Raw genomic sequence first — 12735 nt, 5'->3', positions numbered from 1 at the left:
AATAAATAGTGTACTATAAATAAATAATATTATATAGATTTGAAAAAGAGTCAACTCGTATATATAATATGATTGTACCATTACACATTTGAGAGGAGTTCACACTCATCATGTCGGTAAACGAATTGAAAAACAAAAAGATGATAGACTTAATTGTTCTTAATAATACATATACCCTTCATGTTCCTTTTCGTAATGAATATATCAGCGAACTTGACTCCTATTATTTTGCCTTAACACACAGGTACGGTGAAGAAATAATAGAAGTTGATTACTCTATTATATCAAAAGAGGAATATTATACCATATTTGAATTAACCTTTACCTTTAATTTACATAATGATAAGTTCTTCACCCATGAGATTTGGGATTTATCGATAGTCAAGGTGAAGGACGAGACAATATCAAGAGCAAGAATTAAAAGTAATTATGATAATTTGCGATTCAATACTATCATATTTCCTGAAAAAGAAAAGATTTTCTACCCGTTTACTACTAAAAAAGGAAATGTTTCTTTTCGCTTAAACGAGTATCAATTATTCAGTACTTTTGAGGAAGTCCGATTGTCGAACGATAAATTAAGCTTTTCAGGACACTTTAATTATGCCCCATTGTATCTTACAGATGACTATACCCTGATTGATTTAAAAGTGATCGTAACAAATAATTTGGATGATACAGAAGTAGAAGTTCCTATCAAGAAAAATAAAAGGGAGGACCTGTTTGAAAAGTATAATCAGAATGAAAAACTGATAGATGTTGGCTTTAGTGGAGAGTATGAATATTTTCAACACATTGTTCTGGATAAAACGAAATACTTTAAATTTTATGTGGAGCTAACATACGAAATAGAGGGAATTCAACAATCTATCCGAAGTACAAGAGTCCGTTGCAACCATTTAAATAACCCATCTCAAGTAAATTTCTTGAAATATAACAATAAGAAAATGAAAATTAAAATGAAACCTACACGTAAATCAAAATATCTCTCATTGCAGATTTCAGAGTACAATGTAAAAAATGAAGTGTTTCGTAAATTGCGATCCAGGTGGGTGAGGTTTAGGAGAAGTAATACCTTGAAGAATTTATATAAAACTGCTTTTGTGATATTAGGAAAATTACCGGTTAAACGAAAGCTAATCATGTTTGAAAGCTTTTTAGGTAAGCAATATAGCGACAGCCCAAGGGCTATTTATGAATACTTGTTAGAAAATGATTCTTCCTATGACATGTACTGGAGTGTCGATCGCAGACACATGAAGTTTTTTGAAGATAAGAATGTTAAACATGTTCGCCGTTTTTCAATACAATGGTTATTGTTGATGGCGCGGGCAGGTTTTTGGGTGTCTAATAGTCGTTTGCCGCTCTGGATACCAAAACCCAAGCATACAAAATATTTGCAAACATGGCATGGCACACCTTTAAAGCGACTTGCTGCTGACATGGATGAAGTTCATATGCCCGGTACAAATACCGAGAAATACAAACAGAATTTCTTAAAAGAAGCTAGTAAGTGGGATTATTTAGTTTCTCCTAACGCTTATTCATCAGAGATTTTCAAGAGAGCGTTCCAATTTAATAGGGAAATGATTGAATCGGGATATCCTAGAAATGACTTTCTGTTGAATTCAAATAATGAAGAAACGATAACTCAAATTAAGCAATCTACTAAACTTCCTGAGGATAAAAAGGTTATACTTTATGCACCAACTTGGCGCGATAACCAGTTTTATGCTAAAGGAAAGTATAAATTTAATTTAGAACTTGATTTAGCGCGTTTAAGAGAAGAATTTGGCGAAGATTATATAATTGTTTTACGTCTTCACTATCTGGTAGCAGAGAATTTGGATTTAACTGGATTTGAAGGATTTGTTTATGATTTATCAAAACATGAGGATATCAGGGAGTTATATTTAATCGCTGACCTATTAATTACAGATTACTCTTCTGTATTCTTCGACTATGCAAACCTGAAACGACCAATGATATTTTTTGTTTACGATATTGACGATTACCGCGATAACTTACGTGGTTTTTACTTTGATTTTGAAGAAAAGGCACCAGGTCCAATGGTGAAAAACACAGAGCAGGTTATTTCTGCTATTAAAGAAGTTGATCAAGAAGGATTCAGTCCTTCGGATAAGACAAAACTATTTCATGAAAAGTTTTGTTATTTAGAAGATGGACATGCTACTGACAGGGTTGTGCAAGCTGTATTTAAGAAATAACGAGTCAGGCTTACCTCTTTATAATGGGGTAAGCCTTTTTATTTATTGTCTTTTATAAGTGTAACTTGTATAATTTAATAATGTATAAATTCCAGGTAATATTATTATTATTATGTTCAAGTGAAAGGACACGTTTATGAAAGCTGCAATAATAGTGATTAAAGAGCAATTAAACCATTTCTATTTAATAAAAAGACTTTCTGCATATGAAATAAAAAACCAAAATAAAAATAATTACCTCGGTATGGCTTGGGAGGTAATAAATCCATCCATACAGATTCTTATTTACTGGTTCGTATTTGGCGCTCTAAGAGAACATAATGAGATTTATATAGCACCTGGCGTGGAAGTGCCATTTATTAATTGGTTGCTTGGAGGATTTATATTATGGATCTTCTTTTATCAGTCAACAATTCAAGGTTCAAAATCGATTTATAGTAGATTGCGCATGTTATCTAAAATGAATTTTCCGATGAGCATAATCCCTAACTTTGTTATTTTTTCGAAGTTTTATATCCATTTATTTATGCTTACAATAGCTATAATTATCTTTCAGTTGTCAGGATACTTTGTTAACATTTATTACTTACAATTTATTTATTTTATTTTCGCCACTTTCTGTTTAATATTCTCTATATCGCTCATAACATCTACACTTTCTACAATAATAAGAGATGTACACATGTTTCTGAATTCGACTTTACGCATGGGCTTGTATTTATCGGGAGTACTGTGGCCAATAACTATTCTAAATGATTTCTCGCCAATAATGACGGAAATATTGAAATTAAATCCATTGTATTACCTAATTGAAGGCTATAGGGCTGCCTTGTTTGGAACTGAATGGCATTTCATCACACATTGGGACTATACGTTATACTTCTGGGGTGTAGTCATTGTGTTATTCCTATTTGGGTCTATGCTACATGTTAAATTTAGAAGACACTTTATTGATTACTTATAAGGGCTTGTGATGATATGAAAAAATCGATAATTACTAGTAATATTACAAAAAAGTATAAATTATATAACGGGACGAAAGAACGATTATTAGATATGATTACACCTAAAAGTTATGGAAAAGACTTTTATGCGTTAACCGATGTGAGTTTCGAAGCTGAGAAAGGCGATGTTATCGGTTTTATCGGAATCAATGGTTCTGGTAAGTCAACACTTTCTAATATAGTTGCTGGAATTGTTCCAGAAACCAGCGGAAATATTGAAACTATTGGACAAGTCTCTTTAATCGCTGTTGCATCTGGTCTTAAAGGCGATTTGACTGGACGAGATAATATCGAACTGAAATGTTTAATGTTAGGATTCAATAGTAATGAAATTAAAGATTTAGAACCAGAAATAATAGAGTTCTCAGAACTTGGTGAATTTATTGACCAACCAGTAAAGTCCTACTCAAGTGGGATGAAATCTCGTTTAGGATTTGCCATATCGGTTAATGTGAATCCTGATATTTTAATAATTGATGAAGCTTTATCAGTAGGAGATAAAGCATTTGCTGAGAAAAGCTTGAATAAAATGAATGAATTTAAACAACAAGGTAAGACAATGATTTTTGTCAGTCACTCAATTGGTCAAATGAAGAAATTTTGCGAAAAGATTTTATGGCTGGAATTTGGAATGGTGAAAGCGTACGGGCCTGTGGATGAGGTTATACCAAAGTATGAGGCGTTTTTACAACGATGGCAAAAGATGTCAAAAAAAGAACGAGATGCATATAGAAGGTTTTCATTAGAACATGATCAAGAATCACTTAATAAGTTGATGGATGATGGAGCGGGGTCAGCCAATGATGAACCCATTCGTACTGGTGATGGCAGTTGCACAATACGACCAACTAGTCGCATGGGTCACATTAAAGGTGGTAATTCTTTTATCTATTCTCAAGGTGCCGATGTAATAGAAAAGGAGCCATCTGAAAGTAACAAGAACAGTGTTTATTATATTAAAAAAGAGGCTGCCTATAACAATGAATTATTTTATTTGATAAGTAATAAACCAAGCGCAAAGGATGGCGTGATAGGCTGGATGAAAGCATCCGAAGTGTCTAGTCATCCTCTTGTAGAGATTGATAACGACTACAAGGTCTTTAATATAAATGGTTCAGGAACTGGATTCAGTCGTGCGTGGGGCGGCAAAAAAAATCATGTATTTCCTGATCTGAAATTATATGAAAACAGTGAATTTGAAGTAAGTCAAACACAGATGGTTGGAACAAACCTATGGTATTATGGGAAGTTGAACGGAAAGCAAACGTGGATACACGAAAGTGATTTAAAGGAATTGGATCGTTAAATCTTTTTTAAAGCGTCTAAGTCAGCTTATATACAAACATAAACTAGTCCATCTTGGATTAGTTTTTTTGTCGTAATTTAAGAAATAGCATTAAATTTTGCGGTATTCTATTAACTAAATAGCGAATATTGACGATATAAGGTGTAAGTAAAATCACAAAAATTTTCTTGGAGGAGAATAATGAAACGATTAGTTATATTGGTTATTGCACTTATGGTTTGTAGTTCATTCAATCCGTTTTATACATATGCTGAGGATTCACAAAAAGAGGAAGGCAACAAGGTTACTGACAAAGAAGAAGTAGATACGGAACCAGTAGAAAAAGAAGTAAACGAATTCGGAATTAAAAAGGGAACAATTGTAAACGGGGTAGATATTAGTAAACTATCAGAAAAAGAATTGCAATATGTACCGTTAGGTTCACGAGACGGAATAGTGGAAAGTGAGCATGAAAAAGAAGCAGCTCAAGATCGTTCACGTAGCAGAGGTTACAGTACCTTTTCAACTTTTCCAGATGTGAATAATAGAATAGATACACTAGAATTGTCACCAGTTTCAACTGAATTTAGCCATAATAGTGAGTTTCCGAAATTCGGTTATCGTGATGGTGTAGGGCAAGTAGAAGGTGTAATAGCGCATGAAACCGCAAATAATTTCTCGACCATTACACAGGAAATTGCTTACATGTCACGTAATTACAACAATGCATTTGTTCATGCATTTATAGATGATGAACGTGTTATTGAAATTCATCCGACCAAATACGCTGCCTGGGGAGCAGGTCCTTATGCGAATCAACGGTTTATTCACGTTGAACTGGTCCGTGTTCATAGCTATGCTGAATTTGTAAAATCTATCAATAATTATTCAAATTACATTGCAACATTACTAGTTAAATATAACCTTGGAGTAAAAAGTGCAGAAAATAATGGGGAAGGTACGCTATGGTCGCACGATGCTGTAAGCAAATATCTTGGGGGGACCAATCATACAGACCCACACGGATACTTTGCAAGGTGGGGTTACGACTGGAATAATTTTGTGGAACTTGTTACTGAAAAATATGACAAGCTTATTGAATTGCAAACTAGTAAACTTGGACATATTAAGTCAAGCAGTGTACGCATTTATCAAGACCCTCAGAATACAAATGAATATAGTGAGGCCGGAGAGACTTATACAAATCAAGTCTATTACATAAAGAAACAAGCTAAATCTAGTGGGGAAACTTACTATTTGGCACCAACTTTAAATAGTGACGGAATAGGTTGGGTTAATGCGAATGATCTATTAACACATGATCATACCGAATTGGATCGCCATGTAGCATCTTTTGTCATTAAAGGGACAGGTTCTGCTTACAATAAACCTTGGGGTGGCTCAAAGAACATTGTTTATGGCGACCAGAGCTGCGGATGTGACCTAATCTACTAGTTGAACTCTCCTGTATATTCGCAACATTGCTTGCATGTATCCATACATTTTTGCCGTTTAGTGTTCCACTATACCAAATATTTCCACCTACACTATCAAGTGCGAATATACAATGATTTAATTAATCTATCTAATAACAGTGTCGTTGGAACAAAAAATATTAACCAAGTTTATTATATTAAAAAACAAGCAAAAGTCGATGGAGAACTATTTTTTCTGATAAGTGAAGCGCCAAGCAGCATAACTGGAGTACTCGGCTGGGTGAGAGCGGACGATTTATCAACCCACGAGCATGTTGGCGTAGACAATGATAAAAAATTATTTTTTATCAAGGGAACTGGAATTGCCTATTCTAAAGCTTGGGGCGGATCAAAAGATACTGTTTTTGCAAACATGTCTGAATTAAAGGGTGCGCGTTTTGTTGTCAACTTAACCGAAACAGTTGGAGGTAACACGTGGTACCGAGGTACATTAAATGGTAAAACGGCATGGTTACATTCAAGTTACGTAACAAAGTTGGAGAAAAACAACACAAGTAGACTTGGTCACATCGGTAGTAACGATGTTCGGATTTATCAAACGGTTACAAACACTTCCAACTATGCAAAGGCCGGAGAACAATACACAAACGCAGTCTACTATATTAAGCAAGAAGCGAAATTTGATGGTCAGTTATACTACCTAATTAGTAAAGAACCAAGTCGGGTTACTGGTGTAGTAGGGTGGGTGAAGTCTGAAGACATGTCGACACATACACATGCGGGTGTTGACAGTGATCAAAAGATTTTCTATGTCAAAGGTGCTGGGGAAGCATTCAGTAAGGCCTGGGGCGGATCCAAAGATTTAGTTTATGGTGATATGCCTGAATTAAAAGGTATGCGATTTGTTGTGGACCTTACTGAAAAGATAGGAAGTAACGTATGGTACCGCGGAATGCTGAATGGAAAACAGGTTTGGTTACACAATAGTTATGTAACAGATGTAGAAAAAAGTAATACGAGCAAATTGGGTCATATTCGAAGTGCGGACGTTAGAATCCACGACACACTTGGAAGTAAGGCGAAATATGCAGAGGCTGGAGAACAATATACAAATGCTGTCTATTATATTAAGCAGCAAGCAACAATAAATGACCAACTCTTTTATTTAATCAGTACAGAACCAAGCAAAACAGAAGGCGTAGTAGGTTGGGTAAAAGCAGAAGATCTATCCACGCATGAACATATCGGACTTGATAGTGATACGAAGTATCTAACAGTTAAAGGAACTGGCACCGCCCACAATAAAGCATGGGGCGGCTCTAAAAATATTGTTTTTAACAACTTATTTACCTATAAAGGCGCAACATTTAAAGTGGATTTGACGGAAACAGTTGGAAGTAATGTCTGGTATCGGGGATTTTTAGATGGAAAAAGAGCATGGATTCATGAGGCATATGTAAAAAATTAAATAGAAACAAGAAAGGCTAATCTGTGTTTTGAACAGATTAGCCTTTTTATCTTTCCGCAATTCTATTTTCCATTGAAAGTAAATATACTCTTATAAATAACTTTTTATAGGGGGTAAGTCATGAGCGATCACAGCTTTATTTTGTTATCCGGCGGTATCGGGAAAAGAATGCAACTAACGATTCCCAAACAATTTTTGCTGTTAGCCGGCAAACCGATATTTATTCATGTTCTGGAAAAGGTTGATGTCATTAAGGAAATTACCGAAATAATCATTCCTTGTCCTTCTGAATTTATCGAAAAGACACAGGCTATCATCAGTGATTATGGTTTTTCCACACCGATTATCTGCATGGAAGGTGGAAGCACTAGACAAGAATCAGTTTATAAGGGCCTTCTAGAAGCTAGTTCAGAAAATGTCATCATTCATGAGGCTGTTCGGCCATTTGTTACCTATGAGGCATACAAAACATTAATTCAATCTAAAAATGAAAGCGTTATCTTTGGCTTAGATATACCGTTTACGGTGTTAAAAGGCAAAACAGTAGTGGAAGGTAATCTGGAACGTGATCAATTGATCAATGTGCAATTACCGCATAAATTTAATGCGAAAAAGCTGTTATATGCACATGATAGCGCAAGGAACGATAAATTAGAATTTACAGAGGATGCTAGCTTGTACTTTCACTATTACCACTCGGATATTCTGGTTCTAAAGGGTAGCGAATATAATATTAAGATAACGAAACCAATTGACAGAAAGATTGCTGAGGCTATTTACAAAGAATCTATTTTAATGGAGGATTATTAATGTCGAAAACTTGTATCATTACTGGAGCGAGTCGTGGAATAGGCAGATCCATTGCAATTGAATTAAGTGAGCGAGAAGACATTACTAACTTTGTGTTAATAGCCAGATCCAAAACGGGCTTAAAAGAAACCCAAAAATTAATGAACGCTACTAAAAATATGCATCTTTTCGCGATTGATCTAACAGATTATGGAACAGTTAAGGAAATCGTCCATTTGATAGGTGAACAATATGGAACAATCGATATGCTTATCAATGTGGCGGGATACGCTAATCCGAAGTCTCTTTTAGAAACCTCCATAGAGGATTGGGATAAAACGTATCAGGTCAATGTGCATTCATTATTTAATATTACGAAAGAAACGGTGAAATACATGAAGAAAACGGGGGGCCAGATATTAAACGTTGCATCAACAGCTGGCAGTTCGGCACGTCCTGGTTGGTTAGCGTATGCATCTTCAAAAGCTGCCTTAATTAGTATTTCTCAAACATTATCAGAAGAACTTTCGGACTATGGAATACTCGTATACTGTATTTCACCTGGACGGTGCGCGACTGAGCTCAGAAAAGTACTAGCACCTGATGAGGATCCGAGTACAATTATGCAGCCTGAACATGTTGGCGAGGTGGTTAATCGCTTATTATCAAATGATGGTGTTTGTTTAGACGGGCAAAATATTGTCGTACGAAAACAAGTAGGAGAAAACTTTAAGCAACAAGCCTCAAGGCAGACTACATAATTTTTACTAAGTAAGGCGGTAGTAATATGGATGCTAGAACGTTAATAGAGATACTGCAAGTTATTTTACTGATTCTTATCTTTTTAGTGGTTAGTAGACCACATCTAAAAAGAGCTAGATTATTAGGAAAGCGGACCTTGATTGTTAGTATTCACTTTTTATCTAAATTCGTCCCTAAATCAACGAAACTAATTGTCTTTGGAGGCGAGAGTGGGCAAGGATTTAGAGGGAATACGAAATACTTATTTCAAGAAATGGTTAGCAATCCAAGTCTGAAATGTATTTGGATTTCAAAAAGTAACAAGGTTATCGATAATCTTACGAAAAAAGGTTATCTAGCTTATAACCATCATTCGCTAAAAGGTATTTTCACACAATTACGAGCGAAAGTCATTATTCACTCCCATTCAATCAATGATGACTTTAGCAAACCACTTTTAGGTGGAGCAATTTCATATAATACATGGCATGGGGTTGGTCTGAAAAAAGTTTGGGGTGCGAATAAGAATACATTTTCCTACAAAATACTTCATGAAAAAAGTCGTTTAAAACGATTCTTTGGGAAGTTTGTTGTTAAAACAAACCAAGCAAAAAGAAATTATGTCGTGTCCACGAGCAATAAGGTTTCTTCGTATTATCCAGAAACGTTTATTGTACCAAAGGAAAATATTTTGCAGCTTGGCCAAGCAAGAAACGATGTGTTCTTTAAAGATACCGAGGAAGATTCAGCCATTCCGGAGTGGATTAAAAATGAAAAAGTTATGATGTATATGCCGACACACCGGAAACTCGGTAAGCTAGATTCAGATATCAACCTTGTTATTGATTTCCAAGTATTAAATGATTTTTGTGAAAGAGTAGGTTATAAATTTCTAATCAAACGGCATATGTATAGTAATGGACAGGTACCAACAGGGTATCGGAATATTATTGATATCAGTGATCAAACATTTGATCCGCAATTAGTATTAAAATATACAGACATGTTAGTGACGGATTATTCGAGTTGTTATACCGATTATTTACTGTTAGATAGGCCAGTACTTTTTTACAGTTATGACCTGAATTTATATTTAAAGAAATCGAATGCCATGTATTTCAGTTACCTTGACGTGACCCCAGGGCCGAAAGTGAATGATTTTAATGAGCTGTTGGAGGAAATGAATAAGGCAATCGATGATCCGAGTGTATACCATGGAGAAAGAAAAAGAGTACTAGATATTTTTTATTCAAAAGATAATCAAGCAGAGGTGCTACAGAAACAAGTAGATTACATTTATAAAAATATCCTCAGGTGAGAGGTAGATTCCGATGAATCGTTTAAGACTGGCCCCAACTATTGTAGTGAAATATATATTGCTGTATTTTTATGAGTTGTTTTGTACCTTTTGTAAATTGGATAACACGAAGGTCACCTTTGCTTCTTATCGATCAGATAGCCTTAAAGACAATTTGTATTACGTATATCAGCAAATGGAGAAGGATTATCCGGTGTATAAAAGGCATGTATTATTCCGAAAGCTGGATAGTTCTCCTCTAGGAAAATTAACATATATCTTCCATATGATTCATGCATGTTATCATCTAGCCACATCCAAATACTTTATTGTAGACGACTATTATTTTCCGATTTATGTACTAAAACCAAAGGAAAACGTGACTATTATCCAACTATGGCACAGTGCTGGCGCTTTGAAAAAATTTGGTTTAAGTACGATCGGCAAACCGTTCGGACCTAGTCAATCCTATTTAAAGCATGTGAACATACATGGCAACTACACCAAGGCCTACGTAAGTTCAAACGAGGTAATTCCTTACTTTGCAGAAGCATTTGGTATGCCACAAGATCATATTTATCCGTTAGGTGTGCCAAGATCGGATTACTTTTATGATAAGAAAGGCTTACAAGAAGCGCGGAGAAAGTTTAACGAGATATACCCGGAATTAAAGAATAAAAAGCTATTATTGTACGCCCCAACTTTTAGAGGGAAAAGCCATTATCAGGAAGCGTTTGAATGCCCATTTGATATAAGGAAAATGGAAGATGCGCTATCTGGTGATTATGCACTGTTCATTCATTTGCACCCGTATATGCAATCTAAATTGAAAGTATCCAATCCGTCTAATTTTGCATACCACATTTCCCATTCGTTCACCATACAGGAACTCCTCGTTTTAACCGATATTCTAATAACGGATTATTCAACTGTTTTCTTTGATTATAGTTTGCTAGAACGGCCAATGATATTCTATCCATATGACTTAGATAATTATAAACGGGAACGGGATTTTTATTATGAATATGAAAGTCTAATACCAGGACCAATAGCTGCAGATACAGATTCGCTGATTGCGTTAATTTCTGAGGGAACCTTTGATCTTGAAGCTGTAAGCACATTTAGCCGTAGATTCTTTGATGATCAAGATGGGAAAGCAACAGAAAGGATAGTAGCTGATATTATGAGCAAGGGATGAATGGAATTTGATTGTCAGGATTGGCAAGTTGATCCGAAAGTGAACAAAGTCGATCGGCAAACCACCAAAGTTGATCAAGAGGCCTTCCGAGTTGATCGGCATGTTGAAAAAGTCGATCGCCCCTCATCCCTTCAACCATCAAAACACTTCCAGATTATTCGAAACAACCCAATAGAGTGTGCTTATTCTACCACGAATAAGCACACTCTATCTATTTTTACAATTTTTGTTTTTGAATGAAATATCTAAATAGTAGTTTAATTGAAAGCGCATTTATGCTATAATCAACAAAATTGGACCAGCCACTTTACCACTTTTGCTAAATGAAGGGATGAACCTCTTTATGGAATTATTGCCTGTCAGAAAAAGACGTGTGTATCAAGATATTGTTGAACAAATTAAAAAAGCAATTGAAAAGGGGGAAATTTCACAAGGTGAGAAATTGCCTTCTGAAAGAACTTTGGCAGAAACCTTTTCTGTTTCAAGGACCTCTATTAAAGAAGCTTTTAGTGTATTAGAATCGGCAGGTATAGTTGAAATCAAGCAGGGAAGTGGTGTATTCCTACTAAAAAACAACACGGATGACATTATTTCAAGAATCAATTCGGTTATCCGTGGGGTAGCGGTTGGTATCGTGGAACTTATGGAACTGAGACAGTCGATAGAAGGCGATGCGGCTTATTATGCGGCGTTACGTGGTGATAAAGAGGATGTAGCGGTGATCTACAAAGCTTTTTGTGATCTGGAAAATGCTGTTATGAATAAAAATATTGCTGCAGAGGAGGATTTAGCATTTCACATGTCGATTGCAAGTGCAGCTAAGAATTCTATTATCAAAAAAGTGATGTATATGATCTCGGATCAAGTCTTGGAAGGTTTAAAAGAAAGCCGGACTAACACGTTAAAAGTACCAGATAGGAGCCGTATCATTTTAGATGAGCACCGAATTATTTATGAAGCTATCCAGGAAGAAAATCCTGATAAGGCAAAAGAAGCGATGTGTAATCATTTACAGAAAGTTAAACAACGATATTTGTAAAATCTATCATTTATTTAACAGTAAATTCAGCAATTTACTAGAGAGTCGCGCATTAAGTGAGATTACCGCGCGGGCATAACTAATAATCGCGCACAAAACTGGATTATGGCGCATTAACCTTTTGAAATAGCGCTAAGACTTAATACTGCGCGTTTTCAATGTAATGTTGCGCGGTTTTGATGAATTATCGCGCGATTTGGACTAATGCCTGCGCGAATTTCACTAGTTGACGAACTGTAGACAGTACAAT

General features: G+C 35.5%; 11 protein-coding genes. 10 read left to right on the top strand and 1 reads right to left on the bottom strand.

Annotated features, from left to right (window positions below; translation table 11 throughout):
• The first annotated feature begins 110 nt into the window (after positions 1-110).
• From AC3G7N_RS14095 to AC3G7N_RS14055, 9 genes are all read left to right on the top strand, one after another.
• On the top strand, positions 111-2228 hold the full coding sequence (locus AC3G7N_RS14095) for a CDP-glycerol glycerophosphotransferase family protein (RefSeq protein WP_489422807.1): 2118 nt from the start codon (positions 111-113) through the stop codon (positions 2226-2228).
• 136 nt (positions 2229-2364) lie between these two features.
• Entirely contained in the window at positions 2365-3192 is an 828-nt protein-coding gene (locus AC3G7N_RS14090) for an ABC transporter permease (RefSeq protein WP_489422806.1), read from the top strand.
• A 14-nt stretch (positions 3193-3206) separates the two neighbouring features.
• Positions 3207-4538, top strand: coding sequence for a teichoic acids export ABC transporter ATP-binding subunit TagH (tagH, locus tag AC3G7N_RS14085; RefSeq protein ID WP_489422805.1), 1332 nt, complete (start codon positions 3207-3209; stop codon positions 4536-4538).
• 180 nt (positions 4539-4718) lie between these two features.
• Positions 4719-5972, top strand: coding sequence for a peptidoglycan recognition protein family protein (locus AC3G7N_RS14080; protein WP_489422804.1), 1254 nt, complete (start codon positions 4719-4721; stop codon positions 5970-5972).
• A 99-nt stretch (positions 5973-6071) separates the two neighbouring features.
• Entirely contained in the window at positions 6072-7421 is a 1350-nt protein-coding gene (locus AC3G7N_RS14075) for a GW dipeptide domain-containing protein (RefSeq protein ID WP_489422803.1), read from the top strand.
• Positions 7422-7541: 120 nt separating this feature from the next.
• Positions 7542-8231: an IspD/TarI family cytidylyltransferase gene (locus AC3G7N_RS14070; protein WP_489422802.1), complete on the top strand. Its 690-nt coding sequence runs from the start codon at positions 7542-7544 to the stop codon at positions 8229-8231.
• Positions 8231-8971 carry an SDR family oxidoreductase gene (locus AC3G7N_RS14065; RefSeq protein ID WP_489422801.1) on the top strand — a complete coding sequence of 247 codons (741 nt, stop codon included), beginning with the start codon at positions 8231-8233 and terminating at the stop codon, positions 8969-8971. The genes AC3G7N_RS14070 and AC3G7N_RS14065 overlap by 1 nt, the downstream gene beginning before the upstream one ends.
• A 26-nt stretch (positions 8972-8997) precedes the next feature.
• Complete coding sequence (locus AC3G7N_RS14060; protein WP_489422800.1) at positions 8998-10269, top strand: CDP-glycerol glycerophosphotransferase family protein; 1272 nt, start codon at positions 8998-9000, stop codon at positions 10267-10269.
• Positions 10270-10282: 13 nt separating this feature from the next.
• Complete coding sequence (locus tag AC3G7N_RS14055) at positions 10283-11446, top strand: CDP-glycerol glycerophosphotransferase family protein (RefSeq protein WP_489422799.1); 1164 nt, start codon at positions 10283-10285, stop codon at positions 11444-11446.
• Here the strand turns inward: AC3G7N_RS14055 and AC3G7N_RS14050 are convergent.
• On the bottom strand, positions 11430-11585 hold the full coding sequence (locus AC3G7N_RS14050; RefSeq protein ID WP_489422798.1) for a hypothetical protein: 156 nt from the start codon (positions 11583-11585) through the stop codon (positions 11430-11432). The two genes, AC3G7N_RS14055 and AC3G7N_RS14050, sit on opposite strands and share 17 nt — an antisense overlap.
• A 204-nt stretch (positions 11586-11789) precedes the next feature.
• On the opposite strand from AC3G7N_RS14050, the gene AC3G7N_RS14045 reads away from it, so the two are divergent.
• The gene (locus AC3G7N_RS14045) at positions 11790-12485 is read left to right on the top strand and encodes a FadR/GntR family transcriptional regulator (protein WP_489422797.1); all 696 of its coding nucleotides are present in this window, start codon (positions 11790-11792) and stop codon (positions 12483-12485) included.
• Positions 12486-12735: the final 250 nt, after the last annotated feature.

The organism is Virgibacillus carmonensis, assembly GCF_057836705.1.
The sequence above is the reverse complement of the archived record's forward strand: the minus strand, read 5'-3'. Positions and strand labels throughout refer to the sequence as shown.

What these genes read in the sequence shown, in the direction of transcription:
- AC3G7N_RS14055 (WP_489422799.1), top strand. Translation starts at nt 10,283, where the DNA reads ATGAATCGTTTAAGACTGGCCCCAACTATTGTAGTGAAATATATATTG.
- AC3G7N_RS14050 (WP_489422798.1), bottom strand. Translation starts at nt 11,585, where the DNA reads ATGGTTGAAGGGATGAGGGGCGATCGACTTTTTCAACATGCCGATCAA.
- AC3G7N_RS14065 (WP_489422801.1), top strand. Translation starts at nt 8,231, where the DNA reads ATGTCGAAAACTTGTATCATTACTGGAGCGAGTCGTGGAATAGGCAGA.
- AC3G7N_RS14090 (WP_489422806.1), top strand. Translation starts at nt 2,365, where the DNA reads ATGAAAGCTGCAATAATAGTGATTAAAGAGCAATTAAACCATTTCTAT.
- AC3G7N_RS14045 (WP_489422797.1), top strand. Translation starts at nt 11,790, where the DNA reads ATGGAATTATTGCCTGTCAGAAAAAGACGTGTGTATCAAGATATTGTT.
- AC3G7N_RS14095 (WP_489422807.1), top strand. Translation starts at nt 111, where the DNA reads ATGTCGGTAAACGAATTGAAAAACAAAAAGATGATAGACTTAATTGTT.
- AC3G7N_RS14070 (WP_489422802.1), top strand. Translation starts at nt 7,542, where the DNA reads ATGAGCGATCACAGCTTTATTTTGTTATCCGGCGGTATCGGGAAAAGA.
- AC3G7N_RS14080 (WP_489422804.1), top strand. Translation starts at nt 4,719, where the DNA reads ATGAAACGATTAGTTATATTGGTTATTGCACTTATGGTTTGTAGTTCA.
- tagH (WP_489422805.1), top strand. Translation starts at nt 3,207, where the DNA reads ATGAAAAAATCGATAATTACTAGTAATATTACAAAAAAGTATAAATTA.
- AC3G7N_RS14060 (WP_489422800.1), top strand. Translation starts at nt 8,998, where the DNA reads ATGGATGCTAGAACGTTAATAGAGATACTGCAAGTTATTTTACTGATT.